The sequence below is a fragment of the Micromonospora sp. 067-2 genome, assembly GCF_046549295.1.
Classification (GTDB): domain Bacteria; phylum Actinomycetota; class Actinomycetes; order Mycobacteriales; family Micromonosporaceae; genus Micromonospora.
Genome location: NZ_JAJPWB010000011.1, coordinates 275,394 through 293,332, shown reverse-complemented (window position 1 = coordinate 293,332; position 17,939 = coordinate 275,394). Strand labels below are relative to the sequence as shown.

The 17,939-nt window shown below is 73.0% G+C and carries 17 protein-coding genes and 1 riboswitch; of the genes, 2 read left to right on the top strand and 15 right to left on the bottom strand.

Translation table 11 applies throughout. The features are described 5' to 3' along the window. Position 1: 1 nt before the first annotated feature. The 3 genes from ribD to rpe form a co-directional block, all read right to left on the bottom strand. A complete protein-coding gene (gene ribD, locus ACLJN9_RS26305) occupies positions 2–1,063 on the bottom strand; it encodes a bifunctional diaminohydroxyphosphoribosylaminopyrimidine deaminase/5-amino-6-(5-phosphoribosylamino)uracil reductase RibD (RefSeq protein WP_410814282.1) in 1,062 nt (353 codons plus the stop codon). A 162-nt stretch (positions 1,064–1,225) separates the two neighbouring features. Beyond that, positions 1,226–1,396: riboswitch (FMN riboswitch) on the bottom strand. Between the two features lie 79 nt (positions 1,397–1,475). After that, positions 1,476–2,507 (bottom strand): response regulator, encoded by a 1,032-nt coding sequence (locus ACLJN9_RS26300; RefSeq protein WP_410814281.1) that lies wholly within the window; start codon positions 2,505–2,507, stop codon positions 1,476–1,478. Next, positions 2,434–3,114 (bottom strand): ribulose-phosphate 3-epimerase, encoded by a 681-nt coding sequence (gene rpe / locus ACLJN9_RS26295; protein ID WP_410814280.1) that lies wholly within the window; start codon positions 3,112–3,114, stop codon positions 2,434–2,436. The genes ACLJN9_RS26300 and rpe overlap by 74 nt, the downstream gene beginning before the upstream one ends. A gap of 254 nt (positions 3,115–3,368) precedes the next feature. Between rpe and ACLJN9_RS26290 the strand changes: the two genes are divergently transcribed. Together ACLJN9_RS26290 and ACLJN9_RS26285 are read left to right on the top strand one after the other, a co-directional pair. Continuing rightward, a complete protein-coding gene (locus ACLJN9_RS26290) occupies positions 3,369–4,256 on the top strand; it encodes a septum formation family protein (RefSeq protein WP_410814279.1) in 888 nt (295 codons plus the stop codon). A gap of 84 nt (positions 4,257–4,340) precedes the next feature. After that, positions 4,341–5,231: a septum formation family protein gene (locus tag ACLJN9_RS26285; protein WP_410814278.1), complete on the top strand. Its 891-nt coding sequence runs from the start codon at positions 4,341–4,343 to the stop codon at positions 5,229–5,231. Positions 5,232–5,289: 58 nt separating this feature from the next. On the opposite strand, the gene ACLJN9_RS26280 is transcribed toward ACLJN9_RS26285, so the two are convergent. From ACLJN9_RS26280 to ACLJN9_RS26225, 12 genes are all read right to left on the bottom strand, one after another. After that, the gene (locus ACLJN9_RS26280; protein WP_410814277.1) at positions 5,290–6,726 is read right to left on the bottom strand and encodes an RsmB/NOP family class I SAM-dependent RNA methyltransferase; all 1,437 of its coding nucleotides are present in this window, start codon (positions 6,724–6,726) and stop codon (positions 5,290–5,292) included. Then, complete coding sequence (gene fmt, locus ACLJN9_RS26275; protein ID WP_410814333.1) at positions 6,723–7,649, bottom strand: methionyl-tRNA formyltransferase; 927 nt, start codon at positions 7,647–7,649, stop codon at positions 6,723–6,725. Before fmt ends, ACLJN9_RS26280 begins: the two co-directional genes overlap by 4 nt. A 5-nt stretch (positions 7,650–7,654) precedes the next feature. Continuing rightward, positions 7,655–8,212 (bottom strand): peptide deformylase, encoded by a 558-nt coding sequence (gene def, locus ACLJN9_RS26270; protein ID WP_410814276.1) that lies wholly within the window; start codon positions 8,210–8,212, stop codon positions 7,655–7,657. Positions 8,213–8,337: 125 nt separating this feature from the next. Then, complete coding sequence (locus ACLJN9_RS26265) at positions 8,338–9,321, bottom strand: AAA family ATPase (protein ID WP_410814275.1); 984 nt, start codon at positions 9,319–9,321, stop codon at positions 8,338–8,340. Positions 9,322–9,570: 249 nt separating this feature from the next. Next, entirely contained in the window at positions 9,571–11,604 is a 2,034-nt protein-coding gene (locus tag ACLJN9_RS26260; protein ID WP_410814274.1) for a primosomal protein N', read from the bottom strand. 59 nt (positions 11,605–11,663) lie between these two features. Further along, positions 11,664–12,857: a methionine adenosyltransferase gene (gene metK, locus ACLJN9_RS26255; RefSeq protein ID WP_410814273.1), complete on the bottom strand. Its 1,194-nt coding sequence runs from the start codon at positions 12,855–12,857 to the stop codon at positions 11,664–11,666. Positions 12,858–12,951: 94 nt separating this feature from the next. Continuing rightward, entirely contained in the window at positions 12,952–14,160 is a 1,209-nt protein-coding gene (gene coaBC, locus ACLJN9_RS26250) for a bifunctional phosphopantothenoylcysteine decarboxylase/phosphopantothenate--cysteine ligase CoaBC (protein WP_410814272.1), read from the bottom strand. Positions 14,161–14,174: 14 nt separating this feature from the next. Further along, positions 14,175–14,438 carry a DNA-directed RNA polymerase subunit omega gene (rpoZ, locus tag ACLJN9_RS26245; protein ID WP_007075826.1) on the bottom strand — a complete coding sequence of 88 codons (264 nt, stop codon included), beginning with the start codon at positions 14,436–14,438 and terminating at the stop codon, positions 14,175–14,177. A gap of 64 nt (positions 14,439–14,502) precedes the next feature. After that, entirely contained in the window at positions 14,503–15,036 is a 534-nt protein-coding gene (locus ACLJN9_RS26240) for a guanylate kinase (RefSeq protein WP_410814271.1), read from the bottom strand. Positions 15,037–15,061: 25 nt separating this feature from the next. Further along, complete coding sequence (gene mihF, locus ACLJN9_RS26235; RefSeq protein WP_007458370.1) at positions 15,062–15,379, bottom strand: integration host factor, actinobacterial type; 318 nt, start codon at positions 15,377–15,379, stop codon at positions 15,062–15,064. Between the two features lie 178 nt (positions 15,380–15,557). After that, positions 15,558–16,394: an orotidine-5'-phosphate decarboxylase gene (pyrF, locus tag ACLJN9_RS26230; protein WP_410814270.1), complete on the bottom strand. Its 837-nt coding sequence runs from the start codon at positions 16,392–16,394 to the stop codon at positions 15,558–15,560. 72 nt (positions 16,395–16,466) lie between these two features. Further along, complete coding sequence (locus ACLJN9_RS26225) at positions 16,467–17,741, bottom strand: adenosylmethionine--8-amino-7-oxononanoate transaminase (RefSeq protein WP_410814269.1); 1,275 nt, start codon at positions 17,739–17,741, stop codon at positions 16,467–16,469. Positions 17,742–17,939: the final 198 nt, after the last annotated feature.

Sequence of the window (17,939 nt, the reverse complement as noted above, 5' to 3'; positions counted from 1 at the left end):
GTCAGCCCTCCCTCTTTCGGGGCAAAGCGGTGATCCGGAGATCCGGACCGATCTGCGTAACGTCGACGAACTCCAGATCGATGGCCTCGGCGATGGTGCTCACCCCCGCGTCGACCAGGGCGGTCGGGCCGGCGCCCAGCAGCCGGGGCGCGACGTAGGAGACGATCTTGTCGACCAGGCCGGCGGCCAGGAACGCGCCGGCCAGGTGGGGGCCGCCCTCCAGCAGCACCGACCGAACGCCGCGCTGGTGCAGTTCGGCGAGCAGCGCCGGCAGGTCGACCCGGCCGTCCGAGCCGGCGCCCACCTCGTCGACGGTCGCGATCCAGGTCCGCGCGGCGCCGTCGCGGACCAGGGCGTCGAGCGGGGTACGCCCCGAGCTGTCCACCACCACCCGCAGCGGCTGCCGGATGGCGAGACTGCCGTCGCGAAGGTTGCGGGCGGTCAACCGGGGATCGTCGGCGAGCACGGTGCCGACCCCGGCCAGGACCGCGTCGACCGTGCCGCGAAGCGCGTGCACGTCCATCCGGGCCGCCTCCGAGGTGATCCACATGCTGGTGCCGTCCGCCGCCGCGGACCGGCCGTCCATCGTGGCGGCGTACTTCCAGATGACGTACGGCCAGCCCCGGCGCATCGACGTCAGCCAGGCGACGTTGCCGGTCTCGGCCTCGTCACGGCGTACCCCCAGGTCCACCCGGACTCCGGCGGCGCGCAGCGTGGCGGCACCGCCGGTGGCGACCGGGTTGGGGTCGGGTACGGCGATCACCACGCGGCCCACACCGGCCTGGACCAGGGCGTTGCTGCACGGACCGGTGCGACCGGTGTGGTCACAGGGTTCCAGGGTGACGACGGCGGTGCCGCCGCGGGCGCGCTCCCCGGCCTGGGCCAACGCGACGATCTCCGCGTGCGGTCCACCGGCGTAGGCGTGGAAGCCCTCCCCGACGACCGTGCCGTCGGCGTCCAGGAGCACGCAGCCGACCACCGGGTTGGGGCTGGTGGTGCCCAGCCCGCGCGCCGCCAGCTCGATCGCACGCCGCATCGCCTCTTCGACGGAGACGCTGGCCATCGCCCTGCCCCTGCCCTCTCACTCGCCGGTCCGCGCGCGGGCGGTCAGGGAGGCGGCATGGGGCCGCGGGCGTGCGGCGGCGGATTCCGGGTACGGCGCAGCCGCCCCGGGGGGTCGGGCTGGCACGCTGAAGCCAGCGGCCGGCGGAGACCCGTCCGTCCCGCGCGCTGTCTCCCATCCGGACTGTCTGGGCGCGGACGAACCGCCCCCAACCGTCGGCCCCGGATTTTCACCAGGTCCACCGGGCGGCACAGCCGTCCGGGTCGCGGGCTGACCACGGTAGGACCGTGGATCACCGCCGGTTCGGAATTTCACCGAGTCCCGCCAGCGCGTGGTGGGTACACCGGCAGTCTTACACGCCGACGGGGGTACGTCGCCACCCAGGCGAGCTACCTCACAGCGGTATTCACGCTCACGTGACGCCCCGCCGCCGGTCCACCGCCACGTACGACCCCGGCTGGCTCTTGGCCACCGTCTTCATCTCCGAGGCCACCGCGATCGCTTCGAGAGGGTCGGTGAACCGCTTCTCGCTGTCGGACAGGGAGACACCGATGGAGAGGGTGACCAGGGCGGCCCGGCGGACGGTGCCACGTCGGTCCTTCAGCTCGACGAAGCCGCGCTCCCGGTCGGTCGGGTCGTAGAGCGTGTCGGCGGACTTCTCGAAGTCGACCACCGCCTTGGAGGTCAGCGGGCGGACCTGGTCCGGGGCGCAGACGATGACGAAGTCGTCGCCGCCGACGTGGCCGAGGAAGGCCGGCGGTAGACCCACCGCCACCACCGCCCGGTGCAGGCTGCGGGCCAGCGCGGAGATGAAGTCGTCGCCGCGGACGAAGCCGTACCGGTCGTTGACGCTCTTGAACCGGTCGATGTCGATGTAGCCGACGGCGTAGTCCACCCCGTGCCGGACACGGTCGCTGATCTCCCGGCGGATCCGGCTGTTGCCGGGCAGCCCGGTCAGCGGAGAAACCTCCCGGAACTCCTTGTTGCGCCGCAGGGTCGACGAGACCCGGGCCACCAACTCGGCGGTGTCGAACGGCTTGACCAGGTAGTCGTCGGCGCCGGCGCTGAGGCCGTGCACCTTGTCGACGGTCATTCCCTTCGCCGTCAACATGATCACCGGCAGGGCGGAGGTCATCGGGTCGGCACGCAGCCGTCGGGTCAGCTCCAGCCCGTCGATCCGGGGCATCATGAGGTCGACCACGGCCAGGTCCGGCCGCTGCCGCTCGATGAGCTCGAGGGCCTCCTGACCGTCGCTCGCGTGGAGCACCTCGAAGCCGTGCAGCCGCAGGTTGAACTCGACGAAACGGGCGATGTCCTCGTCGTCGTCGACGACGAGGATGATGTCCTTACGATCGCCGTCGGGGTCCACCTCAGGCCCCGGCAGCCGCGCGTTCCGCCAGCGCCCGCAGGTGCCGTACCGCCTCCGCCGGGTCGGCGGCACCATAGACGGCGGTGCCGGCCACGAACGCGTCGGCGCCGGCGGCGGCGGCCTGCTCGATGGTGTCGGCGGCGATCCCGCCGTCGACCTCGATGCGCAGCTCCAGGTGCCCGGCGGCGACGTGCCGTCGGGCGGCACGGACCTTGTCCAGCAGCTGCGGCAGAAAGCGCTGCCCGCCGAAACCCGCCTTGATGGTCATGATCAGCAGGGTGTCGAAGCTCGGCAGCAGGTCCAGGTACGGCTCGATGGGGGTGTCCCGGTCGATGGCCAGCCCGGCCTTCGCCCCGGCCGACCGCAGGTCCTTGGCCAGCGCCACCGGGTCGTCGCACGCCTCGGCGTGGAACGTGACGTTGTACGCACCGGCGTCGGCGTAACCGGGAGCCCAGCGGCGCGGGTCTTCGATCATCAGATGCACGTCGAACGGCATCGCGGTGACGGCCCGCAGGCTCTGCACCACGGGCAGTCCGATGGTCAGGTTCGGCACGAAATGGTTGTCCATCACGTCCACGTGCAACCAGTCCGCGGCGTCCTCGACGGCACGGACCTCTTCGGCGAGGCGGGCGAAATCGGCGGCCAGGATGCTCGGCGCGACGATCGGCGGCGGTACGGTCACCAGGCCAGTGTACGAACGTGGCCACCCGCCACCCGCATCGCGGCACCACCTCCGACGCGCTGTGACCCAGCGGTGACCAGTGGTGCAGAATTGGCGCATCCGGACCGCCGGATCCGGACGAACAGATATCTGTGACTGGCCGAGCGATGGAAACGCGACGACACTCCAACCGGGACGGTGCCACAGGGTGCACGCCCGCCGGGGTCTCGCCGCGGGGCGCGGTGACCGGCCGCCAGCTCCCGGAAGGGCGGACGATGCGACGGTGGCTTCCAGCGCTGGCGCTGGCCGGCGTGACGACGATGCTGCTGGCCGGTTGCGGGCCGGCACGAGGCGCGGACGGCGATCTCACCGACGACTGGCCGGCCCTCGCGGCCCCGAGGCCGTTCACCCCCGCCACCGACACGTGCCTGCCCAGGGTCACCCCGATCGTGCAGGCCAGCACCTACGAGACGGTGGACTGCGCGCGCAGCCACCTGGCCGAGGCCATCCACGTCGGCGCCTTTCCCGGCCCCGCGCAGACCGGTGCCCGACCGGAGGCTGGTTCGCCGGCGCTGCGGGCCGCCCGCGCCGAGTGCGACCAACGGGCCCGGGAAGTGCTCGGCGGCGACTGGCACACCGCACGGCTCACCCTGTCCGTCTCGCTGCCCACCGCCCCGGCCTGGGCCGGCGGCGCGCGCTGGTTCCGCTGCGACCTCAGCGAAACCGGCAGCATCGACAACACCCGGCCGGTGAACCGCGCCGGCAGCCTGCGCGGCGCGCTGATCGGCGACACACCGCTGACCCACCGCTGCTTCGACCCCAAGCTGATCGGCGACAACCTCAACTACATGGCGCCGGTGCTGTGCACCGAGCCGCACCGCGCCGAGTTCGTCGGCGTCTACTCCGAACGCGACAGGACCTGGGCGGAGTTCACCCGCTCCGCCGACGAGGCGCACAGGCGTTGCATGGCGTTGATCGCCGCCTACGCCGCGGTGCCGAACAACAGCGACCTGCCGTACCGGGCCGGGTCCATCTACTACCCGCCATCGCAGCGGGAATGGGACGAGGGCGACCGTGGCGTGCGCTGTTTCCTGTGGAGCGACGACCGCAAACTCACCCGCTCGATGCGCGGTGCCGGCCCCGAGGGACTACCCGCGATCTGAGCGACGGTGCCGTATGCTGCTGCGCCGTGGCGCTACCGTCCGGCTGGGGCCGGCCGGAGACCACCAGCGGCGGGAGGTCGGGCGATGCGACGGTGGTTGGCGGCGGTCGCGGTGGGGGTGGCGGTGACCCTGGCGCTGCCGGGGTGCGGCACGCCCGCCGGAGTTGACCGGAACCTCGTCGACGACTGGCCGGCGCCCGTCGCGGCGCAGCAGTTCGTTCCCGCGGCCGGGGTCTGCCACCACTCCTCCCAGCAGGTCGGCTTCCTGAGTGGCTACAACCCGACGCCGTGCACGGAGGCGCACCGGGTGGAGACCGTGCACGTCGGCACGCTCACCGGCCCGGGTGCGCAGCGCGGCACACCCCCGCCGCCCGGCTCCCCGGGCATGCGGGCCGCACAGGACGGCTGCGACAAGGAGGTCAACAAGGCGGTGGGCGCCGACTGGCGCTCCGGCCGGCTCGGCCTGACCGTCGTGCTGCCGTCCGCGCCCGCGTGGACCGGTGGGGCGCGCTGGTACCGCTGCGACATCGCCGAGCTCGCCAGCATCGACGACACCGCCATCGACCTGCGCACCGGCAGCCTCCGTGGTTCGCTGACGGGCGCCGCGCCGCTGGCGTACCGCTGCTTCAACCCGAAGCTCGTCAAGGACGACATCGACGAGATGGTGCCGGTCGCCTGCACCGCCAAGCACCACGCCGAGTTCGTGGGGATCTGGCGGGCGCCGGACATCAGCTACGCCGAGTTCAACCGCACCAGCAAGCGGACACACCAGGCCTGCCAGACGCTGACCGCGACGTACGCCAAGGTGCCGAACAACTCCCAGCTCGACTTCCGCGCCGGAACGATCTTCTACCAGCCGTACGAGCAGGAGTGGGGCAACGGCAACCGTGGCGTGCAGTGCTTCCTCTGGATCAGCGACCGGGATCTGACCCGATCCCTGAAGGGCGCCGGCACCAAGGGCCTTCCGGTCACCTGACCGGCAGGTTGCCCGCACCCGGCCGGGAAGGCCGGGTGCGGTGCGCGTCGCGGTCGGCTCAGCCGCGGCGCAGGACGGCGAGGAACATCGCGTCGGTGCCGTGCCGGTGCGGCCAGAGCTGCACGGTGGGCCCGTCGCCGAGACCGGGCATGCCAGCCGGCAGCAACGGCCGGGCGTCGACGAAGTCCACCGGCACCCCGCTCCGGCGAGCCGCCTCGGTCACCGTCACGTGCGTCTCCACCGTGTGCGGCGAGCAGGTGACGTAGGCGACCAGCCCACCCGGGCGGACGGCACGCAACGCCGCGCCGAGCAGTTCGCGCTGCAGCCGGGTCAGCGGCGGCAGGTCGGAGGGCTGGCGGCGCCAACGCGACTCGGGGCGGCGGCGCAGCGACCCCAACCCGGTGCACGGCGCGTCCACGAGCACCCGGTCGAAGTGCCCCTCCGGGAGCTTCGGGTCCGCGCCGACCTCACGACCGTCCATGGCCAGCACGGTCACCGGCAGGCCCCGGGTCGCCTGGGAGACCAGCCGGGCGCGGTGCTCGGCCACCTCCACTGCGGTCACCCGGGCGCCACGCTGCACGGCCAGTGCGCCGAGCAGCCCGGCCTTGCCGCCGGGGCCGGCGCACAGATCCAGCCAGCGCCCGTCCGGGCCGTCCAACGGCGCGTCGGCGAGCGCGCTGGCCACCAACTGGGAGCCCTCGTCCTGGACGTGGGCCCGGCCGTCCACCACCGCCGGCACGTCACCCGGCGAGCCGCCGGGCAGATAGACGGCGTACGGCGAGAAGGCGCCAGGCGCGCCACCGACCTGATCGGCCAGCTCGACCGGATCGATCAGGCCGGGCCGGGCACACAGGTGCACCGGAGGGCGCTCGTTGTCCTCGATCAACAGCCGGGCCGTCTCGCCCAGGTCACCGCCGAGAGCCTCGGAGAAGGCCCGCACGATCCACTGCGGGTGGCTGTACGCCAGCGACAGGTGCCCGATCGGGTCGGTCTCCATCGGCGGGGCGAGTTTCGCCACCCAACCGTCCGCGTCGAGCGTGGACACCTCACGCAGCACCGCGTTGGCGAAGCCGGTGGCGCCGGGCGCGACCGAACGCACCAGGTCCACGGTCGAGGAGACGGCGGCGTGTGCCGGCACCCGGGTGTGCAGCAGTTGGTACGCCCCGAGCCGCAGGGCGTCCCGCGCCGGCGGATCGATCCGGGCGACGTCCCGGCCGGCCGCGACGGTCAGGATCGCGTCCAGGGTGCCCAGGTGGCGCAGGGTGCCGTAGGTCAGCTCGGTGGCGAAGGCGGCGTCCCTGCCGTACAGCCCCTCCTCGCGCAGGATGAGGGGCAGCACCAGGTTGGCGAACGCGTCGTCGCGGTGCACCGCGGCCACCGCCTCGTACGCCGCGCGGCGCGGCCGGTCCATCGGCGGCCGGACCGGCCGGCGGTCCCCGCCACGATCGGTCGACGGGCCACCGCGTGCGGGACGAGTCCCCTCCGGGGCCGTCACGCGAAGTCCTCGCCGGTGCCGACGCGGACGCCACGCGCCCAGTCGGTCGCCGGCATGGCCCGCTTGCCCGCCGCACGGACCTCGCCGAGGCGCACCGGCACGGTGGCCGTGCCGGCCAACACCCGGGCCTTCTCCACCAGCAGCTCGCCGGGCAACAGGTCGGGGCCGTCGGCCGCCGCCACGACCGGCCCGAGCTTCACCCGCTCGTCGCGGAAGGTCGTCCAGGCACCCGGGGCCGGAGTACAGGCCCGGATCCGTCGGTCCACGGCGAACGCCGGCTCGGTCCAGCGCACCCGGGCGTCCTCCACGGTCAGCTTGGGCGCCAGCGACACCCCGTCGGCCGGCTGCGGCTCAGCCCGCACGGTGCCGTCGGCGATCGCGTCGAGCACCGCCACCAGCAGCCCCGCGCCGGACTCGGCGAGCCGCCCCAGCATGTCACCGGAGGTGTCACCGGCGCGGATCTCGTCGGTCAGGGTGCCGAAGACGGGGCCCGTGTCCAGACCCTGCTCCAACTGGAAGACGCTGGCCCCGGTCAGCTCGTCACCGTGCAGCACGGCGTGCTGCACGGGCGCGGCGCCACGCCAGGCGGGCAACAGCGAGAAGTGCAGGTTGACCCAGCCGTACCGGGGAATCTCCAGTGCCACCGGCGGCACCAGCGCGCCGTAGGCGACCACCGGTGCGCAGTCCGGTGCGAGCTCGCGCAGTCGGTCGAGGAACTCCGGGTCACGGGGGCGGGCCGGTGTGAGCACCTCGACGCCGTGCTCGTCGGCCCACTCGCCGACCGGGGAACGGGACAGACCGCGCCCGCGCCCGGCGGGCGCGTCGGGCCGGGTGACCACGGCGACCAGCTCGTGCCGGGAGGCGGCGACAGCGGCCAGGGCCGGAACGGCCACGGCCGGCGTACCGGCGAAGACCACACGCATCGGGGTCACCGGCCCAGACCGAAGGGGTCCGTGATGTGGGGGCTCAGTTTGACCACCGGTGGAGCCGACCCGTCGTACCACTCGGCCTGGCGGATCGCCTTCATCGCTTCCTTGCGCCCCTCCGTGTTCAGCCGGTCGAGGAAGAGCACGCCGTCGAGGTGGTCGGTCTCGTGCTGGACGCAGCGGGCCATCAGGCCGGTGCCGACGATCTGCACCGGGTCGCCGAACGAGCTGAATCCCTTGGCGACGACGTTCTGCCGACGCTTGGTGTCGAAGTAGAGACCGGGGATGGACAGGCAGCCCTCGGGGCCGTCCTGCTCCTCCTCGTCGGGGAATTCGAGCACCGGGTTGATCAGATGCCCGAGCACGTCGTCGACGTCGAAGGTGAACACCCGCAGGCTCACACCGAGCTGTGGGGCGGCCAGGCCGGCGCCGTTCTGCTCACGCATCGTGTCGGTCAGATCCGCGACGAGCCTACGCAGCTCGGCGTCGAAGTCGACCACCGGATCGGCCGGCGTGCGCAGCACCGGATCCCCAAACAGACGGATGGGCTGAACGGTCACGCGGGAGGGCTCCTTCAGAGGTGGGACGAGCGGTGCGGTACCAGTCTACGGAGTGCTCGGCAGCGCGCCGGCCGGTGTACGTCCCCGGGAACGCGGGATCGATGCCGAATCGACCCGCTGCTTGCTCAGGCGCTGGCGCCCGGGTCCCCGGCGAGCACCGCGTCGCCGGCGAGCAGCGCGGGATCCGGCAGCGGCAGCTGGATCTTGTGGGCCGCCTCCCAGTCGTAGACCAGGCCGGGGCGCACCTGCGCGGCGAAGTAGTCGATGGCGCTCATTCCCCCCACGACCGGCTCGTCGACCTCGGCGACGAGCCGGGCGGGCACCAGCGGAAAGCCGTTCTGCAGGGCGGCGCTGAGCCGGCGGTGACCGTCGACGACGAAGAACTGCTCGCCGGTGAAGCCGATCGTCAGCGGCTCCAGGCTCTCGTCGCCGGCCTCGGCCACCTCGCCGACGAACTCGGTGTCCCACAGACCGCGCAGGGTGGAGATGTCCTCGGTCGGGTAGACCCGGGCCGGGTCCAGCAGCAGCAGCGGCTGGCCGTCGCGCAGCACCTCGGCCCCGAGTGTCCCCTCGTACGCGCCGATGATGTGCGCGACCACCTCGGCGGCGGAGGCCCGGGTGGTGTCACAGATCAGGTCATAGTTGCGCAGTCGGGCCTTGTCCACCCCGTACCGGACGATGAAGCGGTTGCGCTCGCTCTCGCTGCGCTCGCGCAGCTTGGCCTTGGCCTCCTCCAGCGAGCCGTAGCTCTCGGCGGGCCCGGAGGGGCGGGCCAGCACCCGACGGGCCGCCTCCCCCTGCTCGGTGATCATGTGCACCTTGAGCGCGTCGGTGAAGAAGTGCCACGCGAGACGGGAGTCCATGACGAGCCGCTCGCCGGAGGCGGCGATGTTCCGCTGCAGCTGGTCGACGTAACCGTCGACGGCCTGGTCGAGCTCGGCGTGCAGGTTGAGCTGCAGGGCGGTCATCTGCCGCTGCTGCGCCATCTCCCGGTAGAGGTCACCCACGCTGACCCGGCGCATGCCGAGCCGCTTGGCGATCTCGACCGACACGGTGCTCTTGCCGCTGCCGAGGTCGCCGTTGAAGACGATCGATTGTCCAACGGTCACGACTGGTCCACCCCTGAATCACCGGCTCGAAGAGATCATCGACATCGCGTCCGACCGACGCGTTTCCCACCATCGTCGCGTGGGCTCCAGCTGGGCGCGTCTGCTGCCCCCACCGTGACCTGGAGCCGTCGTACGCCTGGGCATGACGGGCGATGCTACCACTCCGGCGCCACCGTCCTGCCGGACGCGGTGTGCGGGGACACCGGCCCGGACCAGGTCCGGAGGCCGCCGACGCCCACGCCGGACACCTCAGAACATGCTCAGCGGATCGACCTGGAGGCGGACCGGATCGGGGGCCTTGCGGGCGGCGCGTACCCCCGCGGCCGAGTGCAGCGCCTCGGCCAGCGCGGCGGCCCGGGCCCGGGGCACCCGCACCAACATCCGCTCCCGACCCTCCTCGGCCGGCACCGGCCCCAGCACCTCGGCGTCCTCGGGCAGCCGGGCCGCGGCGAGCAGGTCCGCCACCGCCTCGGCCGGGCCGGTGACGCTGGCCATCCGCACCGCCGGCGGGAAGCCCAGCTCGCGGCGCTCGGTCAACTCGCGGCTGGCGAACCAGCCGGCGTCCCAGCGCAGCAGCGCCTGCACCGGGGCGAGCGCGCCGTCGGCGACCACCACCACCCGGCCGGCCGGGGTCGGACGGGCCAGTGCCGCGGCCGCGAGCCAGCGGCGCAACGCCTCCTCCCCCGCGCGCAGGTCGGCGCGGGTCAGCAGGGCCCACGAGTCGAGCAGCAGCACCGCGCCGTAGCCGCCCTCGGCGACCGGCTCGGCGCCGGGGGTGGCGACCACCACGGCCGCCCCACCGGGCACGTCGGTCAGCACCTCCTCCCGCCCCGAGGTGCGCACCGGCACGCCCGGAAACGCCCGGCCCAGTTCCTCGGCGGTACGCCGGGCGCCGGTCACCGCCGCCCGTAGCCGCCGCCCACCGCACTCCGGGCAGGCGTACGCGGCGGCCACCCGGGCGCACCAGCGGCAGGCCGGGACCCCACCGGCCGACGGCAGCGCGAGGGGGCCGGCGCAGTGCGCGCAGCGAGCCGGGGTGCGGCAGTCCGCGCAGGAGATCGAGGGCAGATAGCCGCGGCGGGGCACCTGCACCAGCACCGGCAGGTCGGCCCGGAGGGCGTCGCGGGCGGCCGTCCAGGCCAGGCTGGGCAGCCGTGCGGTGGCCGCCCCGGGATCTCGGGCCAACTGCGGGTCGTCGCCGGTCGGCGCGATGGCAGGAATACGGGCCCGCACGGTCGCCCGGTCCGCCACCACCTCCCGGGCCCAACCGGTCTCCAGCAGCAGCTGCGCCTCGGCCGTGCGGGCGTACCCGCCCACCAGCGCGGCGGCCTCGGTGAGCTGGGCGCGGGTGAGCAGCACGTCACGGGCGTGCGGATAGGGCGCCCGGGGCTCGGAGTGCAGGTCGTCGCCGTCGTCCCACACCGCGACCAGGCCGAGCCGGTCCACCGGGGCGAACATGGCCGCCCGGGTACCGATCACCACCGGCACCTGTCCGCGCCGGGCGGCGAGGAACGCCCGGTAGCGCCGGGCCGGACCGAGCGCGGCGCTGAGGCTGACGTGCCGTCCCGGGCCGAGCACACCGGTGAGCGCGGCGTCCAGCCGGTCGAGGTCGCGGGCATCGGCGACCACGACCACGGCGCCACGTCCTCCGGCGACGGTGGCGGCGACCGCGTCGGCGTAACGGGCGGCCCAGTCCTCGCCGGGCAGCGCCGACCAGACCGCGCGCGGCGACCGGCCGTCACGAAGCGCGCGCAGCAGAGCGGGACCGGTCGGATAGTCCCGCCACCCGCGCGGGTCGACCGCCGCGGGCTCGGCGGCGGTCGACGGGCCGGGCTGGTCGGCGACCGCCTCGGCGGCGCTGGCCGGGCCGGACTGGTCGCCCACCGCCTCGGCGGCGCTGGCCGGGTCGGGCTGGTCGGCGACCGCCTCGGCGGCGCTGGCCGGGTCGGGCTGGTCGGCGACCGCCTCCTTCTCCACCCGGGCGTGCCGGGGTGGCACGGCGAGCCGGAGCACGTCGGCGAGGCTCCCCGCGTACCGGTCGGCCACCGCCCGGGCCAGCCGGGCGATCTCGGGCGCCAGCACGGGCTCCGGGGAGACCACCTTCTCCAGGTAGGCGAGCCGGCCGGTGTGCCCTGAATCGTCGGCGCGGGCCAGCAGCCAACCGTCGACGAGCTGCCCGGCGAAGCGCACCTTCACCCGGGTGCCGGGCACCGCGACGTCGTCCAGCTCCGCGGGCACCAGGTAGTCGAACGGCCGGTCCAGGTGCGCCAGGCCGACGTCCACGCAGACGCGCGCGACCGGCGAGGAGTCTGCGGGTCGCCGGTCGCTGCGCCTGGTGGCGGTCAGGCTCCCGCGGCCGACTTGAGGTCGGCGGCCCGGTCGGTGCTCTCCCAGGTCAGGTCCGGCAGTTCCCGGCCGAAGTGGCCGTACGCGGCGGTCTGCTGGTAGATCGGGCGGAGCAGGTTGAGGTCCCGGATGATCGCGGCCGGGCGCAGGTCGAACACCTCGTTGACCGCCTTCTCGATCGAGGCGACCGGCACGGTCTCGGTGCCGAACGTCTCGATGAAGAGGCTCACCGGGTGCGCCTTGCCGATGGCGTACGCCACCTGGGCCTCGCACCGCTCGGCCAGGCCGGCGGCGACCACGTTCTTGGCTACCCAGCGCATCGCGTACGCGGCCGAGCGGTCCACCTTGGACGGGTCCTTGCCCGAGAACGCGCCGCCGCCGTGCCGGGCGTACCCGCCGTAGGTGTCAACGATGATCTTGCGGCCGGTCAGGCCGGCGTCGCCCATCGGCCCGCCGATCTCGAACCGGCCGGTCGGGTTGACCAACAGCCGGTAGCCTTCGGTGTCCAGACCGAGGCTCTCCAGCTCGGGCGCGATGACGTGGTCGCGCACGTCGGGGGTGAGCAGCGACTCCAGCGAGATGTCCGCGGCGTGCTGGCTGGAAACGACCACCGTGTTCAGCCGGACCGGACGAAGCCCCTCGTACTCGATGGTCACCTGGGTCTTGCCGTCGGGCCGCAGGTAGGGAATCGTGCCGTCCTTGCGCACCGCGGCCAGCCGGCGGGCCAGCCGGTGTGCCAAAGCGATCGGCAGCGGCATCAGCTCGGGCGTCTCGGAGCAGGCGAAGCCGAACATCATGCCCTGGTCGCCGGCGCCCTGCGCGTCCAACGCGCTCTCCGACGCCCCGGTACGCAGCTCGAAGGCGTTGTCCACGCCCTGCGCGATGTCCTCGGACTGGGCCCCGATGGAGACGCTGACCCCGCAGGACGCCCCGTCGAAACCCTTCTTCGACGAGTCGTAGCCGATGTCGAGGATGGTCCGGCGCACGATGGTCGGGATGTCGGCGTAGGCCTTGGTGGTCACCTCACCCGCGATGTGCACCTGGCCGGTGGTGATCATGGTCTCGACCGCTACCCGGCTGGACGGATCCTCGGTGAGCAACGCGTCGAGGATGCCATCACTGATCTGGTCGGCGATCTTGTCCGGGTGGCCTTCCGTGACCGATTCGGACGTGAAGAGGCGGCGTGTCACGGCACTCCTAAGCGTGTGAAAGTCGTTCCGCGGCAGTGTAGTCACCACTGGAGCGGGTGTCGGGGTCGGTAACGCGCTGTTCCACCCGTCAGGGTCAGGAGCGGCCGGGAAGCCGCGCCACGACGAGATCCCACACGGCGTCGGCCACGTCGTCCTTGGACTGCTCGGGCAGCCGGCTGACCGAGCCGTCCGCGCCGATGACCGTCACCGTGTTGGTGTCGGCGCCGAAGACCAGGTCCTCACCGACCTCGTTGACGACGATCAGATCGGCCCGCTTCCGGGCGAGTTTCGCCCGACCGTTGGCCTCGGCCTCGCCGGTCTCGGCGGCGAACACCACCAGCAACTGCTCCGCTCGCTTGCGCTGACCGAGCTCCGCGGCGATGTCCGGGTTGGTGACCAGCTCGATGGTGGGTGCGACGCCATCGTCCGACTTCTTGATTTTGCCAGGCGCGTACGCCGCCGGTCGGAAATCGGCCGGAGCGGCCGCCATCACCACCGCGTCGGCCTCGACGGCGGCCTTCAGCGTCGCCTCCCGCAGCTCGGCGGTGGTGCCCACCCGCACCAGGTCGACGCCCGCGGGGTCGGACAGTGAGACGTTGGCCGCGATGAGGGTGACCCGGGCACCCCGGGCGACAGCCGCCCGGGCGAAGGCGTACCCCTGCTTGCCGGACGAGCGGTTGCCCAGGAAGCGGACCGGGTCCAGTGGCTCACGGGTGCCGCCCGCGGTGACCACCAGCCGGCGGCCGGCAAGGTCAGCGGTGGCGTGCGCGCCCCGGGCGAGGACCCGGCGGGCGACCGCGAAGATCTCCGTGGGGTCGGGCAGGCGGCCCTTGCCGGTGTCGACCCCGGTGAGCCGGCCGACGGCTGGCTCGATGACCCGGACACCTCGGGCGCGCAGCGTGGCGACGTTGGCCACGGTGGCCGGGTGCTCCCACATCTCGGTGTGCATGGCCGGGGCCAGCACCACCGGGCAGCGAGCGGTCAACAGCGTGCTGGTCAGCAGGTCGTCGGCGAGCCCGTGCGCTGCCTTGGCGAGCAGGTCGGCGGTGGTGGGTGCGACCACCACCAGGTCGGCCCGCTGGCCGAGCCGGACGTGCGGCACCTCGTGCACGTCGGACCAGACGTCGTCCGCGACCGGTTGGCCGGAGAGCGCCGCCCAGGTCGGCGCCCCGACGAACTTCAGCGCCGACGCGGTCGGCACGACCCGCACCCGGTGACCCGATTCGGTGAAGAGTCGCAGCAGCTCACAGGCCTTGTAGGCGGCGATGCCGCCGCCGACCCCGAGGACGATCCCGGCGGACATCGACGCGCGGGGGCTTACGGCTGGTCGGTCGGCTCGGCGGTGAGCAGGCCCGCGTTGATCTCGCGCATGGCGATGGAGAGGGGCTTCTCCTGCGGGGTGGTCTCGACCAGCGGGCCGACGTACTCCAGGAGGCCCTCACCGAGCTGGCTGTAGTAGGCGTTGACCTGGCGCGCGCGCTTGGCGGCGAAGATGACCAGCGCGTACTTCGACGTCGTCTTCTCGAGGAGCTCGTCGATCGGCGGGTTGGTGATGCCTTCGGGGTTGGCGATGGATCCCACGAATTAACCTCTGCGTCTTTCGAGCCGCGCGGACGCGGTGCTGAGTCTCAACGGCGGCCGGCCGTCAGCCGCGCACGCGCGACCAGGCCGGATCCGGATAAGAAGAACCGAGTAAGCCTACCAGCTCCTCAACCACGCGATCCGTGCGGTCGTGGGTCAGGATGTGGTCGACGACCGCCGCCAGGGCGGGGTCGGGCCGGTGCCCGGGCGGGCTCAGCAGCACGAGCCGGGTGTCGGGCAGCCGGGCCCGGACCAGTCGGGCACCGGGCAGGTCGAGTGGGAGCAGCGCCGGCTGGCCGCTGTCGAGTCGGGCGCGCAGCGGCAGGTACGGGGTGCCCCGGCGGTGCGGACCGATCCAAGACCACTCCAGCAGCTCGCCGGCGGCCACCTGACGGTCGAACTCGGCGGGGGCGAGGAAGACCCGGTCGACCCCGTCGACCTCGGCGTCGCGGCGCGGCCGGGTGGTCGCCGGGATCGGAGTCCACACGGACGGAGAACGCGCCCGGACAAGCTCGACGACACGTCCCGTGCCGGACCCCGAAGGTCCAGCCAGGACGGTGAGCCGAGCCGCCGGGCGCGCCTCGTCATCCGTGCTCACTGCTTGTTTCTACACGCTGCCAGGTTCAGTTGGCGGCGAACTCTCCAAGCAGTGCCTTGCGCTGCTGCTCGCCGAGGCCGCGCAGGCGACGGCTGTCGGCGATCTTGAGCTTCTCCATGATCTGGGTAGCCCGGATCTTGCCGATGCCCGGCATGGCCTGCAGGACGGCCGAAACCTTGAGCTTGCCCACGACGTCGTCGCTCTCGGCGCGCTCGAGGACGGCACCGAGGGTGGTCTTGCCCTGCTTGAGCTGCTCCTTCAGCTCGGCACGGGCCTTGCGGATCTCCGCGGCCTTCTCGAGCGCGGCAGCGCGCTGTTCGGGGGTCAGTGACGGGAGCGGCACCAGTTCTCCTCAGGTCCCTATCGCGGCGGGCGGGGCGCACCGCCGCATCTGTGAAACGTGGTGTCGCTGTGAACCAAGGGGTCCGTGGTTCCCAGCGCGGGGAAAACTAGCGGTCAACGGAGCTTTCGGCAACGTGGCCGCGCGATGATCATCGTAGAGTGACCGAGCCGTCAGTCAGTCACGGGGCAGCCAGAACGCCCCGACACTCGGCCAGGACGCGGTCGGCGGCGGCCCGCAGTGCGGCGGCATCGGGGCCCGCGGAGAGCACCTCCCGGGAGTACGACGGGAGCACCGCGGCAAGGCTCGGGCCGAACACCGTACGGAGATCCTCCGCGCCGGCACCCTGCGCGCCGAGCCCCGGCGCGAGCAGCGGACCCCCCACCCCGGACAGGTCGTGACCGGTGTCACCGATGGTCGCCCCGACCACCAGACCGAAGCTCCCGAGCGGGGCCGCACCACTGTTGAGCTGGGAAATCTCGTCGATAACGGTCTGCGCGACGGTGCGCCCGTCGGCCGTGCGGGCCCGCTGGACGGCGGCTCCCTCCGGGTTGGAGGTGAGGGCCAGCACGAAGACCCCACCGCCGTGCTCGGCGGCCAGCTCGAACATCGGAGCCAGCGAACGCACCCCCAGGTAGGGGCTCGCGGTGACGGCGTCGACATACAACGGGCTGGATGGATCGAGATAGGCGGCGGCGTACGCACTGACCGTCGAGCCGATGTCGCCGCGCTTGACGTCCAGCAGAACGAGCGAACCGGCATCTCGTAACTGTCGGATAGTTGACTCAAGAATGGCCACACCGCGAGACCCGAACCGCTCGAAAAAGGCCGACTGAGGCTTGACGACCGCAACCCGGTCACCGAGGGCTTCCGCGACGGTCCGGGCGAACCGGTCAAGCCCATCGACGTCGTCGGTGAGGCCCCAACGAGCCAACAGACCGGGATGCGGGTCGATACCCACACACAGCGGTCCCCGCTCGGCGATCGCCCGGTGCAGCCGGGTGCCGAAGCTCTCCATCCGGTACTTCCCCTCTCCTCGTCCGGACGGCGGACCCGCCCGGGTTGTCCCCGACCCGCCGCCGGGGTCGGCTCAGCCGGCCGCCACCGCCGCCGCCACCCCGGCCGCGATCCGGGCCAGATCGGTGTCGTCGGTGACGTACGGCGGCATCGTGTAGATCAGGTCGCGGAACGGCCGCAGCCACACCCCCCGCTGCACCGCCGCTGCGGTGGCCGCGGCGAGGTCGACCTCGTGGTCGAGCTGGACCACTCCGATCGCCCCGAGCACCCGCACGTCGGTCACGCCCGACGCGTCCCGCAGCGGCTCCAGCCCGGCGCGCAGACCGTCGCCGACCCTGACCACCTGCGTCGCCCAGTCCCCGGCCCGCAGCAGGCCGATGGAGGCGTTGGCGACCGCGCAGGCCAACGGGTTGCCCATGAAGGTGGGGCCGTGCGCCAGCACGCCGCCGGCCGAGATGGCGCGGGCCAGCTGCGGGGTGCAGAGCGTCGCCGCGAGGGTCAGGTAGCCGCCGGTGAGCGCCTTGCCCACACACAGCACGTCCGGGGTCACCCCGGCGTGCTCGGCGGCGAACATCGTCCCGGTACGCCCGAAGCCGGTGGCGATCTCGTCGAAGATCAGCAGCACCCCGTGCGCGCGGGTCACCTCACGCAGCACCCGCAGGTATCCCGGGTGGTGGAAACGCATTCCGCCGGCGCCCTGCACCACCGGCTCGACGATCACCGCGGCCAGCTCGTCGGCGTGCCGCTCGACCGTGTCCACCAACGCCGCCACGTACGCCTCGTCGGGCGCGTCGGCGAACCCGCCCGGCGGGACCGGGGCGAAGACCTGCCGTGGCAGTACGTCCCCCCAGAGGTGGTGCATCCCGCCCTCCGGGTCGCAGACGCTCATCGGGTGGAACGTGTCGCCGTGGTAGCCGCCCCGCCAGGTGGCCAGCCGGCGCCGCTGCGGTTGGCCGATCGCCCGCTGGTACTGCAGGCACATCTTCACCGCCACCTCGACGCTCACCGAGCCGGAGTCGGCCAGGAACACGTGCTCCAGGCCCTCCGGGGTCAGCTCGACCAGGGTCCGGGCGAGCTGCACGGCTGGCTCGTGGGTGAGCCCGCCGAACATCACGTGGCTCATCCGGCCGAGCTGGTCGGTCACCGCCGCGTCCAGCACTGGGTGCCGGTACCCGTGGATCGCCGCCCACCAGGACGACATCCCGTCCACCAGCTCCCGACCGTCGGCCAGCCGCAGCCGCACCCCCTCGGCGCTGTCCACCACGTACGGCGGGTTCGTCGGCGGCAACGCGGCGTACGGATGCCAGACGTGCGCCCCATCGGCGGTCAGGATCTCCTCGGGTGTCACACGTACTCCTTCACGCACGATTGGGCCGGGCCTCGGCCGTCCGGAGGCCGGGTCGGGGGTTCCTCCTCCGCCCCTTTGCTCTGCTTCAACGGACGCGACAGCCGGTGTCCGGATATCGGACGCCGGCCATTGCGCCGGTTGAAGCAGAGCAAAGGCGGCAGCAGAGGATGGGCACCCCGGCTCGGCGCCGGCTCGGCG

What these genes read in the sequence shown, in the direction of transcription:
- ribD (WP_410814282.1), bottom strand. Translation starts at nt 1,063, where the DNA reads ATGGCCAGCGTCTCCGTCGAAGAGGCGATGCGGCGTGCGATCGAGCTG.
- ACLJN9_RS26290 (WP_410814279.1), top strand. Translation starts at nt 3,369, where the DNA reads ATGCGACGGTGGCTTCCAGCGCTGGCGCTGGCCGGCGTGACGACGATG.
- fmt (WP_410814333.1), bottom strand. Translation starts at nt 7,649, where the DNA reads ATGCGTGTGGTCTTCGCCGGTACGCCGGCCGTGGCCGTTCCGGCCCTG.
- ACLJN9_RS26300 (WP_410814281.1), bottom strand. Translation starts at nt 2,507, where the DNA reads ATGGTGCCGCCGACCCGGCGGAGGCGGTACGGCACCTGCGGGCGCTGG.
- pyrF (WP_410814270.1), bottom strand. Translation starts at nt 16,394, where the DNA reads ATGGAGAGCTTCGGCACCCGGCTGCACCGGGCGATCGCCGAGCGGGGA.
- coaBC (WP_410814272.1), bottom strand. Translation starts at nt 14,160, where the DNA reads ATGTCCGCCGGGATCGTCCTCGGGGTCGGCGGCGGCATCGCCGCCTAC.
- ACLJN9_RS26285 (WP_410814278.1), top strand. Translation starts at nt 4,341, where the DNA reads ATGCGACGGTGGTTGGCGGCGGTCGCGGTGGGGGTGGCGGTGACCCTG.